Source organism: Cellulosimicrobium sp. I38E (genome assembly GCF_001647255.1).
Lineage (GTDB): Bacteria > Actinomycetota > Actinomycetes > Actinomycetales > Cellulomonadaceae > Cellulosimicrobium > Cellulosimicrobium cellulans_E.
This window is the reverse complement of sequence record NZ_LUAZ01000028.1, coordinates 131,231-154,672: the sequence shown is the minus strand read 5'-3', so window position 1 is coordinate 154,672 and position 23,442 is coordinate 131,231. Positions and strand designations below refer to the sequence as shown.

Annotated in this window: 23 protein-coding genes; 5 read left to right on the top strand and 18 right to left on the bottom strand. The window is 73.7% G+C overall.

The features are described 5' to 3' along the window. Nucleotides 1–154 precede the first annotated feature (154 nt). The 4 genes from A0J59_RS10630 to ligD all read left to right on the top strand — a co-directional run bounded on the left by A0J59_RS10630 (nucleotide 155) and on the right by ligD (nucleotide 4,624). Nucleotides 155–907 carry a peptidylprolyl isomerase gene (locus tag A0J59_RS10630; protein WP_064316069.1) on the top strand — a complete coding sequence of 251 codons (753 nt, stop codon included), beginning with the start codon at nucleotides 155–157 and terminating at the stop codon, nucleotides 905–907. Beyond that, nucleotides 904–2,793, top strand: a complete 1,890-nt coding sequence (locus A0J59_RS10625) for a DUF349 domain-containing protein (protein WP_082918919.1) — start codon at nucleotides 904–906, stop codon at nucleotides 2,791–2,793. The genes A0J59_RS10630 and A0J59_RS10625 overlap by 4 nt, the downstream gene beginning before the upstream one ends. Before the next feature lie 105 nt (nucleotides 2,794–2,898). Next, nucleotides 2,899–3,537: a hypothetical protein gene (locus A0J59_RS10620; RefSeq protein ID WP_144425611.1), complete on the top strand. Its 639-nt coding sequence runs from the start codon at nucleotides 2,899–2,901 to the stop codon at nucleotides 3,535–3,537. A 10-nt stretch (nucleotides 3,538–3,547) separates the two neighbouring features. Further along, entirely contained in the window at nucleotides 3,548–4,624 is a 1,077-nt protein-coding gene (ligD, locus tag A0J59_RS10615) for a non-homologous end-joining DNA ligase (RefSeq protein WP_047234554.1), read from the top strand. A gap of 46 nt (nucleotides 4,625–4,670) precedes the next feature. Here the strand turns inward: ligD and A0J59_RS10610 are convergent, their stop codons facing one another. From A0J59_RS10610 to pdxT, 11 genes are all read right to left on the bottom strand, one after another. Further along, entirely contained in the window at nucleotides 4,671–5,777 is a 1,107-nt protein-coding gene (locus A0J59_RS10610) for an ATP-dependent DNA ligase (protein WP_064316068.1), read from the bottom strand. A gap of 89 nt (nucleotides 5,778–5,866) precedes the next feature. Beyond that, nucleotides 5,867–8,212, bottom strand: a complete 2,346-nt coding sequence (locus tag A0J59_RS10605) for a bifunctional (p)ppGpp synthetase/guanosine-3',5'-bis(diphosphate) 3'-pyrophosphohydrolase (RefSeq protein WP_064316105.1) — start codon at nucleotides 8,210–8,212, stop codon at nucleotides 5,867–5,869. A 74-nt stretch (nucleotides 8,213–8,286) separates the two neighbouring features. Then, the gene (locus A0J59_RS10600; protein ID WP_082141525.1) at nucleotides 8,287–8,892 is read right to left on the bottom strand and encodes an adenine phosphoribosyltransferase; all 606 of its coding nucleotides are present in this window, start codon (nucleotides 8,890–8,892) and stop codon (nucleotides 8,287–8,289) included. After that, nucleotides 8,889–10,007: a protein translocase subunit SecF gene (secF, locus tag A0J59_RS10595; protein ID WP_064316067.1), complete on the bottom strand. Its 1,119-nt coding sequence runs from the start codon at nucleotides 10,005–10,007 to the stop codon at nucleotides 8,889–8,891. The genes A0J59_RS10600 and secF overlap by 4 nt, the downstream gene beginning before the upstream one ends. Then, a complete protein-coding gene (secD, locus tag A0J59_RS10590; protein ID WP_064316066.1) occupies nucleotides 10,007–11,998 on the bottom strand; it encodes a protein translocase subunit SecD in 1,992 nt (663 codons plus the stop codon). Before secD ends, secF begins: the two co-directional genes overlap by 1 nt. Before the next feature lie 81 nt (nucleotides 11,999–12,079). Then, on the bottom strand, nucleotides 12,080–12,532 hold the full coding sequence (gene yajC / locus A0J59_RS10585) for a preprotein translocase subunit YajC (RefSeq protein WP_064316065.1): 453 nt from the start codon (nucleotides 12,530–12,532) through the stop codon (nucleotides 12,080–12,082). 186 nt (nucleotides 12,533–12,718) lie between these two features. Continuing rightward, nucleotides 12,719–13,795 (bottom strand): Holliday junction branch migration DNA helicase RuvB, encoded by a 1,077-nt coding sequence (gene ruvB, locus A0J59_RS10580; protein ID WP_064316064.1) that lies wholly within the window; start codon nucleotides 13,793–13,795, stop codon nucleotides 12,719–12,721. 2 nt (nucleotides 13,796–13,797) lie between these two features. Continuing rightward, on the bottom strand, nucleotides 13,798–14,436 hold the full coding sequence (gene ruvA / locus A0J59_RS10575; protein WP_064316063.1) for a Holliday junction branch migration protein RuvA: 639 nt from the start codon (nucleotides 14,434–14,436) through the stop codon (nucleotides 13,798–13,800). A gap of 153 nt (nucleotides 14,437–14,589) precedes the next feature. Beyond that, complete coding sequence (ruvC, locus tag A0J59_RS10570; RefSeq protein WP_047234541.1) at nucleotides 14,590–15,159, bottom strand: crossover junction endodeoxyribonuclease RuvC; 570 nt, start codon at nucleotides 15,157–15,159, stop codon at nucleotides 14,590–14,592. A 211-nt stretch (nucleotides 15,160–15,370) separates the two neighbouring features. Then, a complete protein-coding gene (locus A0J59_RS10565; RefSeq protein ID WP_064316062.1) occupies nucleotides 15,371–16,132 on the bottom strand; it encodes a YebC/PmpR family DNA-binding transcriptional regulator in 762 nt (253 codons plus the stop codon). A gap of 6 nt (nucleotides 16,133–16,138) precedes the next feature. Then, the gene (gene pdxT, locus A0J59_RS10560; RefSeq protein WP_064316061.1) at nucleotides 16,139–16,789 is read right to left on the bottom strand and encodes a pyridoxal 5'-phosphate synthase glutaminase subunit PdxT; all 651 of its coding nucleotides are present in this window, start codon (nucleotides 16,787–16,789) and stop codon (nucleotides 16,139–16,141) included. 64 nt (nucleotides 16,790–16,853) lie between these two features. Between pdxT and A0J59_RS10555 the strand changes: the two genes are divergently transcribed. Beyond that, on the top strand, nucleotides 16,854–17,543 hold the full coding sequence (locus A0J59_RS10555) for a hypothetical protein (RefSeq protein WP_156532955.1): 690 nt from the start codon (nucleotides 16,854–16,856) through the stop codon (nucleotides 17,541–17,543). 40 nt (nucleotides 17,544–17,583) lie between these two features. Here A0J59_RS10555 and A0J59_RS10550 read toward each other — a convergent pair whose 3' ends face one another. From A0J59_RS10550 to A0J59_RS10520, 7 genes are all read right to left on the bottom strand, one after another. Then, nucleotides 17,584–18,159: an NUDIX hydrolase gene (locus tag A0J59_RS10550; RefSeq protein WP_047234537.1), complete on the bottom strand. Its 576-nt coding sequence runs from the start codon at nucleotides 18,157–18,159 to the stop codon at nucleotides 17,584–17,586. Between the two features lie 59 nt (nucleotides 18,160–18,218). Continuing rightward, the gene (pdxS, locus tag A0J59_RS10545; RefSeq protein WP_082141527.1) at nucleotides 18,219–19,160 is read right to left on the bottom strand and encodes a pyridoxal 5'-phosphate synthase lyase subunit PdxS; all 942 of its coding nucleotides are present in this window, start codon (nucleotides 19,158–19,160) and stop codon (nucleotides 18,219–18,221) included. 177 nt (nucleotides 19,161–19,337) lie between these two features. Next, on the bottom strand, nucleotides 19,338–19,988 hold the full coding sequence (locus A0J59_RS10540) for a hypothetical protein (protein ID WP_064316059.1): 651 nt from the start codon (nucleotides 19,986–19,988) through the stop codon (nucleotides 19,338–19,340). After that, nucleotides 19,985–21,190 carry a glycosyltransferase family 4 protein gene (locus tag A0J59_RS10535; RefSeq protein WP_172820044.1) on the bottom strand — a complete coding sequence of 402 codons (1,206 nt, stop codon included), beginning with the start codon at nucleotides 21,188–21,190 and terminating at the stop codon, nucleotides 19,985–19,987. Before A0J59_RS10535 ends, A0J59_RS10540 begins: the two co-directional genes overlap by 4 nt. A gap of 2 nt (nucleotides 21,191–21,192) precedes the next feature. Continuing rightward, entirely contained in the window at nucleotides 21,193–22,167 is a 975-nt protein-coding gene (locus A0J59_RS10530; RefSeq protein WP_064316058.1) for a phosphatidylinositol mannoside acyltransferase, read from the bottom strand. Beyond that, entirely contained in the window at nucleotides 22,167–22,829 is a 663-nt protein-coding gene (gene pgsA / locus A0J59_RS10525; RefSeq protein ID WP_064316057.1) for a phosphatidylinositol phosphate synthase, read from the bottom strand. The genes A0J59_RS10530 and pgsA overlap by 1 nt, the downstream gene beginning before the upstream one ends. Then, nucleotides 22,829–23,395, bottom strand: coding sequence for an HIT domain-containing protein (locus A0J59_RS10520; RefSeq protein ID WP_047234550.1), 567 nt, complete (start codon nucleotides 23,393–23,395; stop codon nucleotides 22,829–22,831). Before A0J59_RS10520 ends, pgsA begins: the two co-directional genes overlap by 1 nt. Nucleotides 23,396–23,442: the final 47 nt, after the last annotated feature.

Below are 23,442 nucleotides of genomic sequence, written 5' to 3'. Positions count from 1 at the left end.
GCGGGGCACCCGGCCGGTCGATACCGGACCGTGACCTGCGCACGGCAAATCCACCCGCCACCAGGGCGCTCGGTGCCTAGACTGTCCCCTACCGACCGCGGCCGCACCGGGGTCGACCGTGCGCGCCACGACGGCGCCGGACGAAGGAGCTGGGGTGTCGACGAAGAGTCGCGAGCGCGAGCAGGCGCGCCGTCGCGAGGAGAAGTGGGACCGTCACGTGGCCCAGCTCCGCGCGAAGCGCCAGCGGACCTGGTCGATCGTCGGCGTCGTCGCGGCGCTCGTGGTGATCGGCGTCGCCGTGTGGTGGGCGCTGTCCGCCACCCAGGCGCCGGGGACCGACGCAGGCGGCGACGGCACCGCGCCGTCCGCCTCCGGCGAGCACACGCTGCCTCCCGCGTCCGCCGCCGAGGGGCGCGACTGGACGTCGACGCTCACCACGAGCGCCGGCGACCTCACGCTCACGCTCGACGGCGCGGCGGCCCCGCAGGCCGTCGCGAGCTTCGTCTCCCTCGCGGAGTCCGGGTACTTCGACGGCACGTCGTGCCACCGCCTCACCACGTCGGGCATCTACGTGCTCCAGTGCGGCGACCCGACCGGCACGGGCACGGGCGGCCCCGGCTACTCGTTCGGCCCCATCGAGAACGCCCCGTCCGACGACGTCTACCCGGCCGGGACCGTCGCCATGGCCCGCCAGGGCGGCGACGGCGAGTCGATGGGCTCCCAGTTCTTCCTCGTCTACGAGGACTCGACCATCCCGTCCGACGCGGCGGGTGGTTACACGGTGTTCGGCACCATCACGTCCGGCCTGGACGTCGTCCAGGCAGTCGCTGACGCGGGGACGCAGGACGGATCCGGCGACGGGTCCCCCGCCACCCCGGTCACCATCGAAGGAGTTGAGACCCAGTGAGCGATCCCGCCAAGGACCAGGCGAGCGCACCGGCACCGGAGCCCGCGGAGGCGAGCGAGACCGGACGGGTCGACGCGACAGACGTGGAGCCGACGGACGCCCCCGCCGTCACCGACGCGGCCGACGGGACCGCCGGCGCGACCGAGACCCCGGCCCCCGCTGACCAGGAGCCCACGGACGAGCCCGCCGCCGAGCAGCAGCCCGACGTCCCGGCCGAGCAGGCGACGGACGAGACCGCGACGGACACCGCGACGAGCGCGGAGGAGACCGCTCCGGACGTCGCCGAGCCCGTCACCGACGACGCGCCGGCCGAGCCGACCGACGCGCCGACCGCCGAGGCGCAGGACTCCGAGACGCCCGCGGCCGACGACCCGGCACCCGCGACGGACGCCGTCGCCGAGACGGAGGCCGTCGCCGAGGAGACCGCCGCCGAGACGGAGGCCGTCGCCGAGGCCGAGGCCCCGGCGGCGCCGAAGCCCGCCGCACCGCGACCAGGCCCCCGCCCCAAGCCGTCCGCCGTGCCTCACCCGCCGCGCAAGCCCGCCCCGGCCGCCGCGGGCGCCCCGGCCGCTGCGGCGTCCGTGCCCGAGGTGCCCGCGGTCCCGGCGCTCTCCGACGACTCCGCGGCCGCGAAGGCCGCGGCCGAGTTCGGTCGCGTGGACGAGGACGGCACCGTCTACGTCCGCGAGAGCGCGGGCGAGCGCTCCGTGGGTCAGTTCCCCGGTGTCGACGCCGAGGAGGCGCTCGCGCTGTACGTGCGGCGCTACCTCGACCTCCAGGCGAAGGTCGCGCTCTTCGAGGCGCGCCTGACGAGCACCGACCTGTCGGTCAAGGAGATCGACCAGACGATCGCCCGGCTCACCGAGGAGACCGCCGAGCCGTCCGCGGTCGGCGACCTCGACGGCCTGCGCGCGCAGGTCGAGTCGCTGCGCGGAGCCGCGGCCGAGCGCCGCGGCCAGCTCGAGGCGGAGCGCGCCGCCGCCAAGGCGGCCGCTCTTGAGGCCCGGACCGAGATCATCGAGGCGGCCGAGAAGATCGCCGCGACCGACCCGAGCCGCATGCAGTGGCGGCCCGCCGGCGAGGAGCTGCGCGGCCTGCTCGACCGCTGGAAGGAGGCGCAGCGCTCCGGCCCGCGCATCGACCGGGCGAGCGAGGAGGCGCTCTGGAAGCGGTTCAGCCACGCGCGGACCGCGTTCGACCGCGAGCGCCGGCACTACTTCGCCGAGCTCGAGCAGCGCAACGCCTCCGCCAAGTCGGCCAAGGAGAAGCTCGTCGCCGAGGCCGAGGCGCTGTCGTCCAGCACCGACTGGGGACCGACGGCGGGCGCGTACCGCGACCTCATGGCGCGCTGGAAGGCCGCGGGTCGCGCGAGCCGCAAGGACGACGACGCGCTGTGGGCCCGGTTCCGCGCCGCGCAGGACACGTTCTTCCAGGCCCGTGACGCCGTGAACTCGGCGACCGACGCCGAGTACGCCGCCAACCTCGAGGTCAAGGAGGCGCTGCTGACCGAGGCGGAGAAGCTCGTCCCGGTCAAGGACCTCGGTGCGGCCAAGGCCGCGCTGCGCGACCTCCAGGAGCGCTGGGAGGAGGCCGGGCGCGTGCCCCGCGGCGACCTGCAGCGCGTCGAGGGCCGCCTGCGCGCCGTCGAGAACGCCGTCCGCGACGCCGAGCAGGCGCAGTGGACGCGGACCAACCCTGAGACGCGGGCGCGCGCCGAGGGCGCCGCGGCGCAGCTCGAGTCCGCGATCGAAGGGCTCGAGGCGGACCTCGCGGCCGCGCAGGGCCGCGGCGACGCGCGCGCGGTCAAGGATCTCGAGACCGCGCTGACCGCGCGTCGTGCCTGGCTCGAGCAGGTCGTGCGCGCGGCGGAGGACTCGCGCGGCTGACGCCGCCGTCCTTCAGCAGCTACTCAGGGCCCGGGGGCCGGCGCTCGTCCACAGGCGAGCGCCGGCCCCTTCCGCGTGCCCGGGCCGATGGGGCACGGTGTGCGCATGCCGCCCGCTCCTCGCACCGTCCCGCCCGCACCCGCACCCGCACCCGGCTCGACGCTCACGCGGCTCCTCGCGCCCCGCGTCACGGACCTGGGACTGCTCGTCGTGCCGGCGGACGTCGGTGGGCACGCCGCCTTCCAGGACCTCGTGCGGTCGGGTGCGCTCCGCCGCCTCTGGGGCGACGTCGCCGCGCCCGCGCTCGTTCCGGACACACCGACCCTCCGCGCGCTCGCCGTCCGCGACCTCGTCCCGCAGGGGACCGTCCTCGCCGGGAGCGCCGCGGCCTGGGTGCTCTGCGGATCGCCCGCACCGCGCGTGCTCGACGTCGTGTACCCGCCGGGCCGGCACCGTCCCGCACCGCTCGCGGGCCGGGCGCCGCGCCAGTCGCACGTGCTGCGCGACGACCGGACCCTGGTCGCGGGGGTGCTGGTGACGTCGGTCGTGCGGACCGCCCTCGACGTCGCGACGCGGTGCGAGCCCGACGAGGCGCTGAGGACCCTCCGCCGGCTGCGTGACGTCTGCGGGCTCGAGCCCCGGCTCGCGGTCCGCTCGCTCGAGCTGCGCCACCGGTGGGCCGAGCGCCCGCGGGCGCGGCACACCCTCGCGCTCCTGCTCGCCGGGGAGCACGAGCCGGTCTAGGTTGGTCGGCATGGCCGCAGCCACGACACCTCCCGTGGAGCTCGACGTCCGTGGCCGGACCGTGCGCGTCACGAGCCCGGACCGCGTCGTCTTCCCCGCGCGAGGGGTGACCAAGCTCGACGTCGTGCAGTACTTCCTCAGCGTCGGGGACGGGATCCTCGGCGCCCTGGTCGACCGTCCGACGACGCTCGAACGCTGGCCCAAGGGCGTGTTCGAGGGGGCGCGGATGAGCACCCGCACCGACAACACCGGCGACGCGTTCTACCAGAAGCGCATCCCCAAGGGCGCGCCCGACTACGTGCGCACCGCACGCATCGCCTTCCCGAGCGGGCGGACCGCCGACGAGGTGTGCCCGACCGAGCTCGCCGTCGTCGCGTGGGCCGCGAACCTGGGGACCCTGACGTTCCACCCGTGGCCCGTGCGAGGCGAGGACGTCGAGGCCGTGGACCAGCTCCGCATCGACCTCGACCCCCAGCCCGGGACCGACTTCGACGACGCCGTGCGCGTCGCGCCGCACCTGCGCGAGGTGCTCGACGAGCTGGGCCTCCCCGGGTACCCGAAGACGTCGGGCGGTCGCGGCATCCACGTCTTCGTGCCGATCGCGCCCGAGTGGGACTTCGTCGCGGCGCGTCGCGCGACGATCGCGATCGGTCGCGAGCTCGAGCGCCGCCTTCCCGAGCAGGTCACCACCAAGTGGTGGAAGGAGGAGCGCGGCGCCAAGATCTTCGTCGACTACAACCAGATGGCGCGCGACCGCACCATCGCCTCGGCGTACTCGATCCGTTCCAACCAGCGCGCGACGGTGTCCGCTCCGCTGCGCTGGGAGGAGCTCGGTGACGTCCACCCGGACGACTTCGACGTGCTGTCGATGCCCGCGCGCTTCGCCGAGGTCGGCGACCTCTTCGCGCCGCTGCGCGCCGACCGTGACGACCCGGGGGCGTCGCTCGAGCCCGCCCTGGAGCTGTCCCGCCGCGACGAGGCCGAGCACGGGCTCGGCGACCTGCCCTATCCCCCGGAGTACCCGAAGATGCCGGGCGAGCCCAAGCGCGTGCAGCCGAGCAAGGACCGCGACCGGCCCCGCGCCTAGCGGCTGGTCGTCCGCGGTCGGCGCCGGCCGCAGCGCGACCCGCGCGTCAGACGACGCCCGGAGCGCCCGGGAGGATGTCGGTGAGGTCGTAGCGCACGGGCTCCTCGAGCTGGTCGTAGGTGCACGACGACGGATCTCGGTCGTCGCGCCAGCGCCGGAACTGCGCCGTGTGCCGGAACCGCGTGCCCTCCATGTGGTCGTACGCCACCTCCAGCACGCGCTCGACGCGCAGCGGCGTGAACGACAGGTCCTTGCCGGAGCTCCACCGCGACACCGCACCCGGCATCCGCTCGCCGGCGGGGTTCTCCCATCCCGACCACGGGTGCGCGTCGGCCTCCGGCGTGCCCGGCTCGACGACGAGCGGGGCGAGCTCGGTCACGAGCGCGGCCCGGCGTGCCGCCGGGAAGGACGCGGCGACGCCCACGAACTGGAGCTGGCCGCCGTCGTCGTACAGCCCGAGCAGGAGCGACCCGAGCAGCGGCTTCGCGGGCGTCGACGTCTTGTGCAGGCGGTAGCCCGCGAGCACGACGTCCGCCTCGCGCCCGTGCTTGATCTTGAGCATCGCGCGCTTGTTGGGCTGGTACGTCCCGTCGAGCGGCTTCGCGACGACACCGTCGAGCCCCGCGCCCTCGAAGGTGTCGAACCACTCGCGTGCGACCGCCACGTCACGGGTGCGGGGGGTGGCGTGCACGGCGGGGCCGTCGAGCCCGAGCGAGTCCAGCACCTCGTGGCGGCGCGCCAGCGGCTCGCCCGTGAGGTCGTCGTGGTCCAGGGCGAGCACGTCGAACACGACGAGCGCGGCGGGCGTCTGCTCGGCGAGCAGGCGCACCCGCGAGGCCGCGGGGTGGATCCGCTGCTGGAGCACCTCGAACTCGAGGCGCCCGTCCCGGGCGACGACGATCTCACCGTCGACCACGCAGCGGGGCGGGAGGGCCGCGCGCACCGCCTCGACGACCTCCGGGAAGTAACGCTCCATCGGCCGCGCGTTGCGGCTGTCGAGACGCACCTCGTCGCCGTCGCGATACACGATCGCGCGGAACCCGTCCCACTTCGGCTCGTAGACGTACCCGCCGTCCACCGCGTCGGGCTCGGGCACGTCGGGCACGGACTTGGCGAGCATGGGCAGCACGGGAGGCATGACGGGCAGTTCCATGTGCCGATGCTGCCACCGGCCGCAGCGTGCGGCACGACGACACGTCCGGGTACCCGGTACGGCCGCTCGCGCGGCGCGAGCGCGACGGGTCAGGCGGGGAGCTGCGTCGCCTCGGCGGCCTTCGTCCCGGTGATGCGGTAGACGTCGAACACGCCGTCGACCTTGCGGACCGCGCTGAGCACCTGCGCGAGGTGCGCGGGCTCCGCCATCTCGAACACGAAGCGGGACATCGCGACGCGGTCGTTCGACGTGGACACGGTGGCCGAGAGGATGTTCACGTGGTTGTCGGACAGGACGCGCGTGACGTCGGAGAGCAGACGCGCCCGGTCGAGCGCCTCGACCTGGATCTGGACCAGGAACATCGCGTTGCTGCCCGTCGTCCACGAGACGTCGACGATGCGCTCGGGCTGGTTGCGGAGCCCGACGACGTTGCCGCAGTCCGCGCGGTGGACGCTCACGCCCTGGCCGCGCGTGATGAAGCCGATGATCTCGTCGCCCGGGACAGGGGTACAGCACTTGGCGAGCTTGACCCAGATGTCGTCGACGCCCTTGACCATGACGCCGGGGTCCCCCGTGCGCACGCGGCGCGCGGTGTGCCCGGGGCGCGCGGTCTCCGCGACGTCCTCGACCGTGCCCTCCTCGCCGCCCATCGCCTGGACGAGCTTGGAGACGACGTTCGCCGCCGACACCTGGCCCTCGCCGATCGCGGCGTAGAGCGCCGTGACGTCGGCGAAGCGGAGCTCGTTGGCGAGCGCGACGAGCGACTCGTGCGACAGCAGGCGCTGGATCGGCAGGTTCTGCTTGCGCATCGCCTTGGCGATCGCGTCCTTGCCGTGCTCGACCGCCTCCTCGCGGCGCTCCTTGGAGAACCACTGGCGGATCTTGTTGCGGGCGCGGGGGCTCTTGACGAACGCGAGCCAGTCGCGGCTCGGGCCCGCGTTCTCGGACTTCGAGGTGAGGACGTCGACCGAGTCGCCGTTCTCGAGCGTCGAGTCGAGCGGGACGAGCCGCCCGTTGACGCGCGCGCCCATGGTCCGGTGCCCGACCTCGGTGTGCACGGCGTAGGCGAAGTCGACCGGGGTCGAGCCGGCGGGCAGCGCCATGACGTCACCCTTGGGCGTGAAGACGTAGACCTCCGCGCCGCCGATCTCGAAGCGCAGCGAGTCGAGGAACTCCGCGGGGTCCGCCGTCTCACGCTGCCAGTCCACGAGCTGGCGCAGCCACCGCATGTCGTTCGCCGCGGTGTCGTCCTTCGCGGTCTTGCCGCCCGACTTCGCGGTCTCCTTGTACTTCCAGTGCGCCGCGACGCCGTACTCCGCGCGCCGGTGCATCTCGTGCGTGCGGATCTGGATCTCGACGGGCTTGCCGCCGGGACCGATGACCGTCGTGTGCAGCGACTGGTACATGTTGAACTTCGGCATCGCGATGTAGTCCTTGAACCGCCCGGGCACGGGGTTCCACCGTGCGTGCAGCGCGCCGAGCGCCGCGTAGCAGTCCCGGACGCTGTCCACGAGGACGCGCGCACCGACGAGGTCGTAGATCTCCGCGAAGTCGTGGCCGCGCACGATCATCTTCTGGTAGATCGAGTAGTAGTGCTTGGGCCGCCCGGTGACGGTCGCCTTGATCTTCGCACTGCGCAGGTCGGCCGTGACCTGCTCGCGCACGACCGCGAGGTACTCCTCGCGCGCGGGCGCGCGCTCGGCCACGAGGTGCACGATCTCGTCGTAGACCTTGGGGTACAGGGCCTGGAAAGACAGGTCCTCGAGCTCCCACTTGATCGTGTTCATGCCGAGGCGGTGCGCGAGCGGAGCGTAGATCTCGAGCGTCTCGCGCGCCTTGCGGCCCGCTGACGACGACGAGACGTACTTCCAGGTGCGCGCGTTGTGCAGCCGGTCGGCGAGCTTGATGACGAGCACGCGGATGTCGCGCGCCATGGCGACGACCATCTTGCGCACCGTCTCGGCCTGCGCCGCGTCCCCGTACGTCACCTTGTCCAGCTTGGTCACGCCGTCGACGAGCATGGCGATCTCCTCGCCGTACTCCCCGGTGAGCTGCGCGAGCGAGTAGTCGGTGTCCTCCACCGTGTCGTGCAGCAACGCGGCGGCGAGCGTCGACCCGTCGAAGCCGAGCTCGGCGAGGATCGTCGCGACGGCGACGGGGTGGGTGATGTACGGGTCGCCGCTCTTGCGCAGCTGCCCGCGGTGCGCGCGCTCCGCGGTCTCGTAGGCACGCTCGATGACCGTGAGGTCGGTGCGGGGGTGGTTGGTGCGGACGGCCTGGAGCACCGGCTCGAGCGCCGGGCTGCCGGCGTTCGGCCGGGCGCCGAAGCGCACGAGGCGCGACCGCACCCCACGCCCGCCGGAACCGCCCTGCCCCGGGGTCGGCTGCGCGCCCGCCTTCTCCGGGGCGCGCGACGTCCGGGTGTTCTCGCTCATGCGCGCCTCCTTCCGCAGGCCGGCGATCGCCGACACCGTGTCGACGACCAGCCGAGACGACCGGAGTGGCAATCCTACGACTCGACGTGGACCAGAGTGGTCACGTCGCGGCCCGCGAGCCGCTCGCGACCACCCAGGCCCTCGAGCTCCATGAGGAACGCGAGGCCGACGACGACGCCTCCCCCGCGCTCGACGAGCTCGGCGCCCGCAGCCGCCGTGCCCCCGGTCGCGAGCACGTCGTCCACCACGAGAACACGCGCACCGGTCGGCAGTGTTCCCGAGCGCAGCTCGATCGTCGCCGTGCCGTACTCGAGGTCGTACGTCACGGCGTCGGTGGGCGGCGGCAGCTTGCCCGCCTTGCGCAGCGGCACGAAGCCGACGCCCAGGTGCGTCGCGAGGGGGGCGCCGACCAGGAAGCCCCGCGCCTCCATGCCCGCGACGAGGTCGATGCCGCCCGCCGCACGCGCCACGTCCCCGAGCGCCTCGACGACGTGACCGAAGGCCTCGCCGTCGGCGAGGAGCCCGGTGATGTCGCGGAAGGTGATGCCGGGCCCAGGGTAGTCGGGCACGGCGCGGACGAGCTCGAGCACGCGGGACGCCCGCTGCGCGCCGAGACCGGCGAGGCCGACGGCCCGCAGGCCGTCCACCTCGCCGGTCGGCGTGTGGTGCTGGTCCGTCATCGGGGACGACGGCGGCGCGGCTGCGCCTTGTTGCCCAGGTGCTCGCCCGGCTGGAGCTGGCGGTGACCCGCCCCGACGCCGGCTGCCGCGAGCGCGGCGTCCTCGTCGTCGCCCGCCGCCTCGACGCGCTCGGCCCGCAGCGCGAGCACCTTCGCCGTGTGGTCCCGGATCGGCTTCTCGCGCTCGCGCAGGGCGACCTCGAGGGGGGTGGCGAGGTAGACCGACGAGTACGCTCCCACGGCCATGCCGACGAACAGCGCGAGCGCGATGTCGCGCAGTGTGCCGGCACCGAGGAGGAACGCACCGATGAAGAGGATGCCCGCGACCGGGAGCAGCGCGACGATCGAGGTGTTGATCGAGCGCACGAGCGTCTGGTTGATCGCGAGGTTCGCCCGCTCGGCGTAGGTGCTCCGCGTCTGGTCGAGGACGCCCGCGGTGTTCTCCCGCACCTTGTCGAACACCACGACCGTGTCGTAGATCGAGTACGCGAGGATCGTCAGGAGCCCGATCACGGTCGCCGGGGTGATCTCCCAGCCGATGAGCGCGTAGATGCCGACCGTGACGACCAGGTCGTGGAACAGGGCGATGACCGCGGCGAGCGCCATGCGCCAGTTCCGGAAGTAGACCGTCATGACCAGGCTGACGAGCAGCAGGAACACGACGAGGCCGACGACCGCCTTCTGGGACACGTCCTTGCCCCAGGTCGGGCCGATGTAGGAGCTCGTCACCTCGCCCGTCGAGACGCCGTAGGCGTCGGCGAGCTCCGTGGCGACCTGCTCGACCTGCTCGTTGCTGAGCTCGGCGGTCTGGATCCTGACCGTGCTGGAGCCCACCGAGGTGACGCGCGGGACCTCCTCGGGCGCGACCGCCGCGACAGCGTCGAGCGCCGGGTGCTGCGACGTGTCGGACACGCCGGAGACCGTGAACTCGGACCCGCCGCGGAACTCGATCCCGAGGTTGAGGCCACCACCCGCCATGCGGATGCCGATGACCCCGAGCGAGAGGACGACCAGGACGATCGCCACCAGGAAGTAGCCGCGTCGCTTCGCGACGATGGCGTAGGACCGACGGCCCGTGTACAGGTCGTTGCCCCACTGGGCGAAACCGCTGGCCATCAGTGCTTCTCCTCGTTCTCGTCGCCCGCCGCGTCAGCGGAAGGAGACCCGTCGTCGCCGGACGCCGCGGCGGCGCGCCGTTCGGCCGCCCGGCGTTCAGCGATGGTCATGCGCGGCCCGTCGGCTCGGCCCACGCCGGCGCCGACGGTCTCCCGTACCGGCGCCGCACGCGTGGGCTCGGGGGCGTCCGTCACCGGCGCGTCCTCGGGCTCCGCGCCCGCGACCGGCGCGGCCTCGGTGGTGGTCGCGCCGACGACGCGACCACGGCCCGCGTACCGCGCGGTCCGCACGCCCAGGCGCCGGGGGTCGAGGCCCGAGGCCGGGTGGCCGTTCGCGAAGAACTTCGTCCGGGCGAGCAGCTGCATCAGCGGGTGCGTGAAGAGGAACACCACGACGAGGTCGACGAGCGTCGTCAGACCGAGCGTGAAGGCGAAGCCGCGCACACCGCCGACCGCCAGGTAGTACAGGACGATCGCGGCAACGAAGTTCACGGCATCCGAGGCGAGGATCGTGCGGCGCGCGCGCTGCCAGCCCTTCTCGACCGCAGAGTTCAGAGTCCGGCCGTCGCGCAGCTCGTCGCGGATGCGTTCGAAGTACACGATGAACGAGTCTGCGGTGATGCCGATCGCCACGATGAGTCCCGCGACGCCGGCGAGCGACAGCCGGTACCCGATCGTCCACGACAGGACCGAGATGACGCCGAACGTGATGACGGCGGCGATACCGAGCGACGCGACGGTCACGAGCCCGAGCATCCGGTACTGGAAGAGCGAGTAGATGACGACGAGCAGCATGCCGATCGCGCCCGCGAGGAGGCCCTTCTCGAGCTGCTCGGAGCCGAGCGTCGCGGAGATCTGCTCCTGGCTCTGCACCTCGAACGTGAGGGGCAGCGAGCCGAAGTTGAGCTGGTTCGCGAGCGTCGCCGCGCTGTCGCGCGTGAAGCTCCCGGAGATCTCGGCCTTGCCGTCCGGGATGGCGACCTGCGACACCGGCGCCGAGATGACCAGGCCGTCGAGCACCATCGCGAACTGGTTCTGCGGAGCCGGGAGCGACGTGAGGCGGGTCGTGACGTCGCGGAACGCCTGGGTGCCCTCGCCGTCGAACTCGATGTTGACGACCCACTCGTTCGTGACGACGCCGTTCTGGCCGACCCGCAGGCCGGAGTTGGCGTTCGAGATGTCCGTGCCCTCGATCTCGACGGGACCGAGGATGTACTTGGCGGAGCCGTCGTCGGCGCACGCGACGAACGCGGAGTCCGTCGGACCGCTGTCGCCGCCGACGAGGTTCTCCGGGAGCGTGCAGTCGAGCGCGTCGAACTGCTCCTGCAGCTCGGGCGTGATCTGGGCCAGGTCGCTCGGGTTCTCCGGTCGCGTCGCCTCGTCGGCCGGGTCGGACGCGGCGTCTTCCGCAGGAGCGTCCGTCGCCTCGTCGGCGGCCGGGTCGCCCGTCTCCTCGGTGGCCGCGTCGCCGGACTCGGCGGCGTCCGCGGACTCCGTCGCGTCAGGTGCGTCCTCTGCCGCGGCGTCCTCACCCGCAGCCGCGTCGGTCGCCTCGTCGGCCGGCGTCGCGGTCGGCATCCCCACGGTCAGCACGGGCCGGAAGCGCATCTGCGCCGACGTGCTGACGAGGTCGATCGTCTCCTGGGACGGCTGCCCGGGGATCCCGACGACGATGTTGTTCTGACCCTGGCTCGTGATCTCCGCCTCGGAGACACCCTGCGCGTCGATGCGCTGGCGGATGACGTTGATCGCCTGGTTGATGTCCTCGGCCGTCGGCTGCGAGCCGTCGGTGGTGACGGGCTGCAGGATGATCTGCGTGCCACCCTCGAGATCGAGCGCGAGGCCCGGGGTCAGGCTCGCCCCGCCCGGGTTGTCCTCGGTCTTCGGGTCGAGCTTCGTGCCCGCGAAGAGGGACCCGAAGAGGACGACGATGAGGATTCCCAGGGTGACGAGGGTCCGTACGGGCCTCGCTCGTGTGCTGCTGGTGGCCAACTGTCCGTCTCTTCTCGTGCGTGTGCGGTGGGCCTCGCGGCCCACCGCGTCAGACCGGTCGCGGCAGCGACCGGCATAAGGTCACTTGGTATCGGTGCCGTCGTCCCGGCGCCCGCGCTCCTTCTCCGACCCGTCGTCGGTCAGACCGGACAGGTCGTCGGGGACGACGAGGTCGTCGACGTCCCCCTTCGACGTGCTGGGGTCGGCGTTCGCGCTGCCGTAGACCGCCGCGGTCTCCGACGTCTCGTCGGTCTCCGTCTCCTCGGTCTCGACCGGAGGCTCGACGAGCTTCGCGATGGCCGCGCGCAGCCACCGGGACTGGTTGCCCGGCGTGGACTCGATCGTGATGACGTCAGCGTCCTCGTCGACGTCGACGATCGTGCCGAACATGCCCGAGCCCGTCATCACCTCCTGCCCGGGGGCGAGGGTCGCCCGGAAGTTCTGGGCCTCGCGCTGCTGCTTGCGGGTGCGGCTGGTCATGAGGAACATCGCACCCGCCGCGAGGGCGAGGATGAGGATGAAGCTGATATCCATGACGGAGTCTCGTGTCCTGTTCTGTGCGGGATCTGCGCGCAGTCTAGGCGTGCGCGCACGGTTCACCAACGAGCCGTCTCGCCGCGGAGTTCCGCCCGCTCGGGTCCCGACCATTCTAGGACCACGTTCGGCGCGCCTGTGACCGCCGTCACGGGGCCCTGCCGCGAGGCCCGCACGGCCGGGCCGTCAGGCGTCGAACAGGGTGCCGCCCTCGCGCGGCGGGGTGAGCCCGAGGTGCGCCCACGCGGCCGGCGTCGCGACACGCCCCCGGGGCGTCCGCCCGATCAGCCCCTCGCGCACCAGGTACGGCTCGGCGACCGTCTCGACCGTCTCGGCCTCCTCGCCGACCGTCACGGCGAGCGTCGTCAGCCCGACCGGCCCGCCGTTGAACCGCGTGCACAGCGCCGTGAGGACCGCCCGGTCGAGGCGGTCGAGGCCGATGGGGTCCACCTCGTAGACCTCGAGCGCCGCCCGCGCGGCCGCGAGGTCCATGCTCCCGTCGCCGCGGACCTGCGCCCAGTCGCGCACGCGCCGCAGCAGGCGGTTGGCGATGCGGGGCGTGCCGCGCGAGCGGCCCGCGATCTCGCGCGCGGCGTCCGGGTCGAGCGCCACGCCGAGCAGCCCGGCGGACCGGGAGAGCACGCGCTCGAGCTCGTCGCTCGAGTAGAAGTCGAGGTGCCCGGTGAAGCCGAAGCGGTCGCGCAGCGGCGCGGGCAGCAGTCCCGCGCGCGTCGTGGCGCCGACCGCCGTGAACGGGGGCAACGAGAGCGGGATCGCGCTCGCGCCCGCGCCCTTGCCCACGACGACGTCGACCCGGAAGTCCTCCATCGCCATGTAGAGGAGCTCCTCCGCCGGCCGTGCGAGGCGGTGGATCTCGTCGATGAAGAGGACCTCGCCCTCCTCGAGCGAGGAGAGCACGGCAGCCAGGTCGCCCGCGTGCTGGATCGCCGGGCCGGACGTCACGCGCAGCGACGTCCCGAGCTCGGCGGCGATGATCATGGCGAGCGTCGTCTTGCCGAGCCCGGGCGGCCCAGACAGGAGCACGTGGTCCGGCGAGCTCCCGCGGGCGAGCGCGGCCTGGAGCACGAGCGAGAGCTGGTCGCGCACGACCGCCTGCCCGACGAACTCCTCGAGCCGGCGCGGACGCAGCGCAGCCTCGGCGGCGCGCTCGAGGTCGTCGGCACCCGCCGCGACGATCCGCTCGGACGAGAACGTCCCGTCCCCGCCGAACCCGTCCACGCCCACCTGGTCGAAGTTCGCCATGGTCAGCCCCTCGGTCCGCCGAGGACGCGCAGCGCGGCGCGCAGCGCACCGGCCACGTCGGGCGCCTCGACGACGTCGACACCGGCCTCCGCGAGCACGGTGGAGACGGCGTCGTCCGCGGCCTTGAGGTTCCAGCCGAGGCCCACGAGCGCCTCGACCACCTGGTCGCGTCGGTCGTCGACCTGACGCGGCCCGGTCCCGACGGCCGTCGCGCCGGCCTCGGGGGCGTCGGCACCGGTGGGCGGCCCGAGCTTGTCGCCCAGCTCGAGCGCGATCCGCTGCGCGCCCTTGTTCCCGATGCCGGGGACGCGCACGAGGGCCGCGATGTCGGCGCCGGCCACGGCACGGCGCAGGGCGTCGGGCGTGTGCACGGCGAGCATCGCGAGCGCGAGCCGCGGCCCGACGCCGCTGACGGTCTGCACGGTCTCGAAGACGCTGCGCTCGTCGTCGTCGGCGAACCCGTACAGGGTGAAGGAGTCCTCGCGGACCACGAGGCTCGTCGCGAGCCGGGCGTCCTCGCCGACCCGCAGACCCGCGAGCGTGGCGGGCGTGGCGTGCACGAGGTAGCCCACTCCCCCGACCTCGAGCACGGTGCGGTCGAGCTGGACGCTCGCCACGACTCCGCTCAGCGACGCGATCACCCAGGCTCCTCTCCCGGTCGGCAGCGCCGACCTGGTCCGATGGTCGACCGGCCCACGACCTCGGGCGGCACCGAGGAGTGCGTCGAACACCCGTACGACCGCGGTCACTCTAGCAAGGTGCGCCCACGCCCCGGTCGACCGACACGGGAGCCGTCAGCGCGGTGACCGCCGCCCCTTCGCCGCGTGCTCCGCCGCGGCCCAGGCGCGCTGCGCCGGGGTTAGCTCGTGCCGCTCGCCGCCCTGGAGCGCACCCGACGGCCGCCACAGGTGGCAGATGGCGAGCGCGAGCGCGTCAGCCGCGTCCGCGGGCTTCGGCGGCTCCGCGAGCCCCAGGATGCTCGCGACCATGCGCTGGACCTGCTCCTTGCCGGCACGCCCGCTCCCCGTGACCGCGGCCTTGACCTCGGACGGCGTGTGCAGCGCCACGGGGACGCCCCGCTTCGCCGCCCCGACCATCGCGAGACCCGCGGCCTGAGCCGTGCCCATCACGGTCCCGACGTTGTGCTGGGCGAAGACCCGCTCCACCGCGACGACGTCCGGCACGTGCTCGTCGAACCACGCGTCGAGCCGCTCCGCGATCCGCAGGAGCCGCAGGTCCACGCTGAGGTCCGGGTCCGTCCGGATGACGCCGACGGCCACGAGCTCGGCCCTCCGCCCCCGCGCGGAGTCCACCACCCCGACACCGCACCGGGTCAGCCCAGGATCCACTCCGAGAACGCGCACCCCGCTACCCTCCCACGAGCCGACGACGGGACGTCGCCGCCTCGCGGGAACGCGGCGAGGTGAGCCGACACCGGCGGGGTGGCTGGTACGCGCGCGATCGTGGCAGGCCTGGCGGGAGCCGCGAGGGACGAGCGGCGGATGGTAGACCGCGCGCGTMCCACCCACCCCGCACCCAGGGCGACCAGATCGTCACCTCGGGCGACCCCAGCGGTCAGTCGTCGTTCTCGAGCTCCGCCATGACCTCGTCCGACGCGTCGAAGTTCGCGTAGACGTTCTGCACGTCGTCGCTGTCCTCGAGCGCGTCGATGAGGCGCAGGATCTTGCGCGCGCCCTCGGCGTCGACCTCGACCTCCATGGACGGGTGCCAGATCGAGTCGGCGGAGTCGTACTCGATCCCTGCCTCCTGGATCGCGCTGCGCACGGCGATGAGGTCGCTCGCCTCGGACAGCACCTCGATGACCTCGCCGGAGTCGGTGACCTCCTCGGCGCCCGCCTCGAGCGCGGCGAGCATGACGTCGTCCTCGGTCACGCCGTCCGCCTTCGGCACGACGACGAGGCCCTTGCGCGAGAAGAGGTAGGACACGGAGCCCGGGTCGGCGAGGTTGCCGCCGTTGCGGCTGAACGCGAGGCGGACCTCGGAAGCCGCCCGGTTCTTGTTGTCGGTGAGGCACTCGACCAGGACGGCGATGCCGTTGGGGCCGTAGCCCTCGTACATGATCGTCTGGTAGTCGACGGCGTCGGCACCCGTGCCGGACCCGCGCTTGACGGCGCGGTCGATGTTGTCGTTGGGGACCGACGACTTCTTCGCCTTCTGGATGGCGTCGAACAGCGTCGGGTTGCCCGCGGGGTCACCGCCGCCCGTGCGCGCCGCGACCTCGATGTTCTTGATGAGCTTCGCGAAGAGCTTGCCGCGCTTGGCGTCGATGGCCGCCTTCTTGTGCTTGGTCGTGGCCCACTTGGAATGCCCTGACATGCGTTCCTACCCCTTCGCGATTCTGACGAACAGCTCGTGCACGCGCGCGTCCCCGGAGATCTCCGGATGGAACGAGGTGGCGAGCAGCGATCCCTGCTGGACTGCGACGATCCTACCGGCGGCGGCCGCGGGGATGCCGGGCGCCTCGTGGTCGGGGATGCGCGCGAGCACCTCGACCCCCGGGCCGACCTCCTCGACCCACGGCGCGCGGATGAACACCGCGTGCACCGTGCCGGCGCCGCCGTCACCCTCCGCACGGCTCTCCCGCGGGCCCAGACCCGCGAACGCGAGGTCGGTCTCGAACGAGTCGACCTGGCGGCCGAACGCGTTGCGCCGGACCGTCACGTCGAGCCCGCCGAGGGTCCGCTGGTCCGCGGTACCGCCGAGGATGCGGTCGGCGAGCAGGATCATGCCGGCGCACGAGCCGTAGACCGGCAGGCCCTCGGCGATGCGGGCGCGCAGCGGCTCGTCGAGCTCGAAGATGCGCAGGAGCTTGTCGATGGTCGTCGACTCGCCCCCGGGGAGCACCAGCCCGTCGACCGCGGCGAGCTCCTCGGGACGCCGTACGCCGACCGTGCGCGCACCCGCGGCCTCGAGCGCGGCGCGGTGCTCGCGCACGTCGCCCTGAAGGGCCAGGACTCCGATCGTGATCGTCACGAACGGGAATGATACGTCCGTCTGCGCCCGGGCCCCGTCCCGGGCTGTTGCTAGCCTCGCCGTCGTGACCACTGCGCCCGGCACCGGACCCACACCGCCCTACCCTGCCCCGCCGCCGTCCGGGTACCCCGGGCCCTCGACCCCGTACCCCGGCCTCCCGCCGCGTCCGCCGCGGAGCACGCGCGGCGCGACGGTTCTCATCGTGGTCGGCGCGGTCCTGCTCGTGGTCGCGCTCGTCGCGGGCGTCCTCGGTGTGACGACCTTCGTGCGGGCGCTGCCCACGGGCGTGGTCGACGGCACCGGCGACCCGGGCTCGGCCGCCCTCGCTTCCGGCGACGTGCCGGGCGAGGCGGAAGTCCCCGTGTCGGGCGGCCAGCCCTACAGCGTGTGGGCGGTCGTGCCGATCGGAGCCGAGGGCTTCGACACCGACGACGTCACCGTCTCGTGCCCGGGCGGCGACCTCGAGGTTCGCGCGCCGTCCGTCTCGGGGAGCTCCGGCTTCGGCTCGCACGAGGCGACGACCGTCGCCGAGGTGACCTCGCCGTCGGCCCAGACCTGCACGGTGTCCGTCGCGCAGGGGGACGCCTCGCCCGGGGCGACGTTCGTCGTCACCGACGGGTGGAGGTTCGGCGAGTTCTTCGCGACCGTCGGCGGCACGATCCTGCTGTGGTTCGTCGCGATCGGCGGGGTGCTGCTGGGCCTGGGGCTCCTCGTCGGCGGGATCGTGTGGCGCGTCGTCGCGCGCCGGCCGTAGCGGTCGCGCATCCCTCCGCGGAGGGTCCGCCGCGGAGGGCTCAGTCCTCGCGCGCGATCCCCAGGTGGTGCGTCACGCCGTCCCACCCGCCCAGCAGGGGGGTGACGAGGTCCGGCAGGCCCTCCGGGAAGACCTCGATCTCGACGCCGCGCAGGTCGTCGAGCGACCACCACCGCATCTCGTCGACGACGTCGAGCTCGACGTCGGTCCACCCGTCCCGGCTCAGCGTCCCCGCGTCCCCGCCATCGCCCGAGGCGTCGTCGACGCGCGCGAGGAAGAGCACCTCGTCCTGGCGGCAGTGCTGGCGGTAGAAGTCGAAGATCGCGCTGCGCGTGTAGACCGGCCCGACGAGCGCGCCCGGGTCGAGCAGGATCCCCGTCTCCTCGCGGACCTCGCGCAGCGCGGCGTCGCGGTCGCTCTCACCGGGGTCGACGCCCCCGCCGATGGTGAACCACCACGAGCGCTCCGGCTGGTCGACGTCGTGCCCGCGGGCGAGGAGGATCCGGTCGGCGTCGTCCAGGAGCAGGACGCGCGCGCCCCGGCGGAAGTAGAGCCCGTCGTCCCCGAGGACCCAGTCGGGACCCAGGGACGACGGCGCTCCGGCGGCCTCGGCCACGACGGCTCAGCCGTCCGTCGCCGGCACGACGACGGACGGCTGCGCCGTGGGAAGCTCTGTCACCAGCCGCGCTCGGCGAGGCGGTGCGGCACGGGGATGTCGTCGACGTTGATGCCGACCATCGCCTCGCCCAGACCGCGCGAGACCTTCGCGATCACGTCGGGGTCGTCGTAGAACGTCGTCGCCTTGACGATCGCGGCGGCGCGCTGCTCCGGGTTGCCGGACTTGAAGATGCCCGAGCCGACGAACACGCCCTCGGCCCCGAGCTGCATCATCATCGCGGCGTCGGCCGGCGTCGCGATGCCGCCGGCGGTGAACATGACGACGGGCAGCTTGCCCGTCGCGGCGACCTCCTTGACGAGCTCGTACGGCGCCTGGAGCTCCTTGGCCGCGACGAAGAGCTCGTCCTCCTGGAGCGAGGTGAGGCGGCGGATCTCGGCGCGGATGGTGCGCATGTGCGTCGTCGCGTTGGAGACGTCGCCGGTGCCGGCCTCGCCCTTCGAGCGGATCATCGCCGCGCCCTCGGTGATGCGGCGCAGCGCCTCGCCGAGGTTCGTCGCCCCGCACACGAACGGGACGGTGAACTGCCACTTGTCGATGTGGTTGGCATAGTCGGCCGGGGTGAGCACCTCGGACTCGTCGACGTAGTCCACGCCGAGCGACTGGAGCACCTGCGCCTCGACGAAGTGGCCGATGCGGGCCTTCGCCATGACCGGGATCGAGACGGCCTCGATGATGCCGTCGATCATGTCGGGGTCGGACATGCGCGAGACGCCGCCCTGCGCGCGGATGTCCGCGGGCACCCGCTCGAGGGCCATGACCGCGACCGCGCCGGCGTCCTCGGCGATCTTCGCCTGCTCGGGCGTGACGACGTCCATGATGACGCCGCCCTTGAGCATCTCGGCCATCCCGCGCTTGACCTTGGCGGTGCCGACGGCGCCGGCGCCCTCCGCGGTCGCGGCGCCCGGGGCGCTCTCGGCAGGGACGTTCTGGTCGGCCACGTTGGTCACCGGTACCTCACACCTTCAGGTCAGGGGAACGTCGCGCGCACGCGCACGGACGCCGTCGAACAGGCTCGACGGCACATGCTCCCACGCGCTCCCATCCTATCGCCGGGGCGTCCACCCGAACCCAGCCCCGAGCCCGCGCGCGGAGCGCCGCCGGCCGCCCCCGGAGGGTCAGTCCGGCGTGCCCGCCGACGCGGCGGGGCGCACGAGGACGTCGAGCGCGGCGTCGTCGAGCTCGACCGTCGCGGGCATCGGCGCGTGCCCGGCGAGGTGGAACAGCCGCACCCACCACTTGCGCCGCACGCGCTGCGCCTGGGCGACGGCCTCGTTGTGGAACCGGCGCGCGAGCTGCGCGCGGTACCACGCGGCGGAGAGCGTGCCGAGCAGCTCGTCGCCGACAGGCCCGGACCGCAGCTCGGCGACGTCGTCGGCGTCCTCGAGGGCCGAGCGCAGCGTGGCCGTGAGGTCGCTCTCGGCGAGGGCGCGCGACTCGGCCATGCCGCCCAGCAGCCGCCGGGGGCGCGGTCCCCCGGACGCCGCCAGGCCGGGCACCTGGTCGGCGAGCCGGCTCGTGTCGTCGTCGTCGTCGAGGACGGCGTGCGCGGCCTCGGCGACGAGGATCGAGCTGGCCGGGTCGAGCTCGCCGGAGGCGGCCAGGTCGACGGCGGCCGACGCGCGGCGCACGAGCTGCGCGTCCAGCGCCAGGCGCGAGGCCATCACCTTGCGGTGCAGCCGGTCGAGCCGCGATGCGGCGACCCACAGGAGCCACGCCACCAGCGCCGCGACCACGAGGACGAGGACGGTGATCTCGGACCAGGTCACGGGCGGCCTCCCTCGTCGTCACGCGCCCGGCCCAGGAGGCGTCCGCCCCGGCGCGAGCGCGGGTCCTCGTGGACCGGGATGACCGCTTCGGACGCCGCGAGCACGGTCTCGTAGACGGCGAGCACCTGGGCGGTCACGGCGGACCAGTCGAAGCGGCGGACGAACTCGCTCGCCCGGGCACGGTAGGCGTCGCGCCGCGGCGGGTCGGCGAGCACGTCGAGCACGGCCGCGGCGAGCGCGTCCGGGTCGCCCACCGCGAACAGCGTCCCGGCTGCGCCGTCGTCGAGCACGCGCCGGAAGGCGCCGAGGTCGCTCGCGACCACGCAGGCGCCGGCGCTCATCGCCTCGACGAGCACGATGCCGAAGCTCTCGCCCCCGGTCTGCGGCGCGATGTAGAGGTCGACGGACGCGAGCATGCTCGCCTTGTCCTCGTCGCTCACGCCCCCGAGGAACTCGACGGACGCGGCGTGCTCCCCCAGCGCCTCGATCGCGGCCTCGCGGCCGTCGTCGCCGCGACCCGCGACGAGGAAGCGTGCGCCGGGGACCTTCGCGAGGATCGCCGGGATCGCCGCGGCGAGCACGGGCAGGCCCTTGCGCGGCTCGTCCAGGCGGCCGAGGAAGCCGATGGTCGGCGCGTCGGGCGTGCCCTGCCACGCGGGGTTCGCGGGCGCGGACTCGAACGTGTCGACGTACACCCCGTTGGGGATGACGACCGCGTCCCCGCCGAGATGGTCGACGAGCGTGCGCCGCGCGTCCTCCGAGACGGCGATGCGGGCGTCGATCTTCTCCAGGCTCTGCCGGACGAGCGGGTACGCGACCTGGAGCGCGCGCGAGCGCACGATCGAGGTGTGGAACGTCCCGACGATCGGGCCCTGGGCGATCCACAGCGCGACCATGCTCAGCGACGGGTTCACGGGCTCGTGGATGTGGAGCACGTCGAACCGGCCCGCCTCGAGCCAGCGCCGGACCCGGCCCGCGGTGCGCGGGCCGAACGTCACGCGCGCGACCGACCCGTTGTACCGGACCGGGACCGCGCCCCCGGCGGGCGTCAGGTAGTCCGGCACGGGCGTGTCGTCGTCGGCGGGGGCGAGGACGGAGACCTCGTGGCCCTGCGCCATGAGCGCCTCGGCGAGGTCGCGGACGTGGAACTGGACCCCGCCCGGGGCGTCGAAGGAGTAGGGGCACACGATGCCCACGCGCAGGCTCATGCGGCCCGCTCCGCGTCCGGCTCGCCCGCGGCGGCCCGGGTCCGGGCGTAGCGCGCGGGGTCGAGGTCGTCGACGAACACCTTCTGGAGCATGTGCCAGTCCTCGGGGTGCTCGCGGATCGCGACGCTCAGCGCGTCCACCCAGCCCTGGGTCGCGAGCGCGACCTGCTCGGAGCGCGGGACGTCCCGCGCGATCTCCACGCGCGGGAAGAAGCGGATGACGAGGCCCCACGGCGAGCCCGCCGCGCGGCGTCGCGCGCCCCGCAGCCGCTCGTAGTAGATCCCGGCCGGGATCAGCGGCGTCCCGGTGCTCACGGCGAGCGCCGCGGGGCCGGCGGCGACGCGCGCGCGCTGGCCGAACAGGTCGACCTCCACGCCGCGGTGGGTGAGGTCGCGGTCGGCGAGCAGCGGGATGATCTTGCCCGGCCGGCTCGCGCCGCGGACGAGGTCGCGGAACACGTCGCCGTCGCCGAGCGCGAGGATCTCCAGCCCGATCGAGTTCCGGAACGCGAGGAACTCCTCGAACAGCTCGTCGGGCTTCAGCCGCTCCGCGACGGTGAGCACGGGCGCGATGTTCGGGGTCGCGTACGCGCCCGCCAGGTCCCAGTTGCCCTGGTGCGACAGCGCGAGCACCGGGCTCCGGTCGCCGTCGAGGTGCGGCGCGAGGTTGTCGAGCCCGACGACCCGGACCCGCGCGCGTACGCGCTCCGGCGTCCAGGCGGGCAGGGTGAACGCCTCGCGGTAGTACCGCATGTACGAGCGCATGCCCGCGCGCGAGAGCCGGCGCAGCGCGCGCGGCGAGAGCTCCGGGCGCACCCGGGCGAGGTTGCGCTCGAGCTGGCGCACTCCCCCGCCATGCAGGAGCCAGGTCACGTCGGCGATCGCGCCGAACAGACCGCGCAGGACCGGTTCGGGGACCTTGCGCGCGTTGCGCCAGGCGAACGTGAACGCCTTGCCGGCGTCGAGGGCCATCAGCGACCGTCCTCCTTCTCCTCGGGGCGCGTGGGCACGAGCGCGAGCGCCTGGCGACGCACGGTGGCCACGCGCTGCACGACCGTGACGGCGCTCGCGAGGGCGAGCAGCCCCAGGACGACGACGAGCACGACGGGCGGCACGCCCAGCCCCACGATCCCGGCGGCCACGAGCGCGGCGACGAGCCGGTCGGCGCGCTCGGCGATCCCGACCTGCGCCGTCATGCCGACGCTCTCGGCGCGGGCGCGCGCGTACGGGACGACCGCGCCGAGCGCGAGGCACGCGAGCGCGACGCCGGTCCCCCAGGCGGCGAGGTCGGGCGTGAGTCGCGGGTCGTCGGCCCGCACGAACCACAGCGTGAGGCCCACGAACACGGCGGCGTCGGCGAGCCGGTCGAGCGTCGAGTCGAGGAACGCGCCCCAGGGTCCCGACCGGCCCGCGCGGCGCGCCATGACGCCGTCGAGCACGTCGGCGAAGGCGCAGACCATGACGACCATGACGCCCGCGAACAGGTGGCCCGTCGGGAAGAGCCACAGGGCGCCGACGACGACGCCGACGGTCCCGGTGATCGTCACCGCGTCCGGGCTCACGCCGAGGCGGAGCAGCAACGCGGCGAGCGGGGTGAACAGGCGGGTCGTGAGCGCGCGCAGGCGTCCGAACATCAGGCGGTTCCCTCCGCGGGGACGTCGGGTCGAGCGGGCGGCCACGCCGCGGCGAGCCGCGCCCGCGTGTCCGCGAGCAGCTCGGGCACGGCCTTGGTCTGCGCGACGATCGGCAGGAAGTTCGCGTCGCCCGACCAGCGCGGCACGACGTGCTGGTGCAGGTGGGCGGCGATGCCGGCCCCGGCGACCGCGCCCTGGTTCATGCCGAGGTTGAACCCGTCGGGCGCCGACACGGCGCGCACGACCCGCATCGCGGTCTGCGTGAGGTGCGCGACCTCGACCGTCTCCGCGTCGGTGAGGTCCGTGTAGTCGGACACGTGGCGGTAGGGCACGACCATGAGGTGGCCCGGGTTGTACGGGTAGAGGTTGAGCACGACGTACGCGGCCTCGCCGCGCGCGACGATCAGCCCGTCCTCGTCCGACCGGTCCGGGATGCGGCAGAACGGGCACTGACCGCGCGAGTCGTCCGCGGGCTTGTCCTGCCCGCCGATGTACACCATCCGGTGCGGCGTCCAGAGCCGGTCGAGGCCGTCGTCGAACCGCGGGTGGGTGTCCGGGAGCTCCACGCTCGCCTCGTCGGCAGGGTCGGGGGCGCCGCCCGGCGCGGCCGCGT

Coding starts and splice junctions, on each gene's coding strand:
- A0J59_RS10620 (WP_144425611.1), top strand. CDS start 2,899: ATGCCGCCCGCTCCTCGCACCGTCCCGCCCGCACCCGCACCCGCACCC.
- ligD (WP_047234554.1), top strand. CDS start 3,548: ATGGCCGCAGCCACGACACCTCCCGTGGAGCTCGACGTCCGTGGCCGG.
- A0J59_RS10610 (WP_064316068.1), bottom strand. CDS start 5,777: ATGGAACTGCCCGTCATGCCTCCCGTGCTGCCCATGCTCGCCAAGTCC.
- A0J59_RS10605 (WP_064316105.1), bottom strand. CDS start 8,212: ATGAGCGAGAACACCCGGACGTCGCGCGCCCCGGAGAAGGCGGGCGCG.
- A0J59_RS10600 (WP_082141525.1), bottom strand. CDS start 8,892: ATGACGGACCAGCACCACACGCCGACCGGCGAGGTGGACGGCCTGCGG.
- secF (WP_064316067.1), bottom strand. CDS start 10,007: ATGGCCAGCGGTTTCGCCCAGTGGGGCAACGACCTGTACACGGGCCGT.
- yajC (WP_064316065.1), bottom strand. CDS start 12,532: ATGGATATCAGCTTCATCCTCATCCTCGCCCTCGCGGCGGGTGCGATG.
- ruvB (WP_064316064.1), bottom strand. CDS start 13,795: ATGGCGAACTTCGACCAGGTGGGCGTGGACGGGTTCGGCGGGGACGGG.
- A0J59_RS10565 (WP_064316062.1), bottom strand. CDS start 16,132: ATGTCAGGGCATTCCAAGTGGGCCACGACCAAGCACAAGAAGGCGGCC.
- A0J59_RS10530 (WP_064316058.1), bottom strand. CDS start 22,167: ATGGCCCTCGACGCCGGCAAGGCGTTCACGTTCGCCTGGCGCAACGCG.
- pgsA (WP_064316057.1), bottom strand. CDS start 22,829: ATGTTCGGACGCCTGCGCGCGCTCACGACCCGCCTGTTCACCCCGCTC.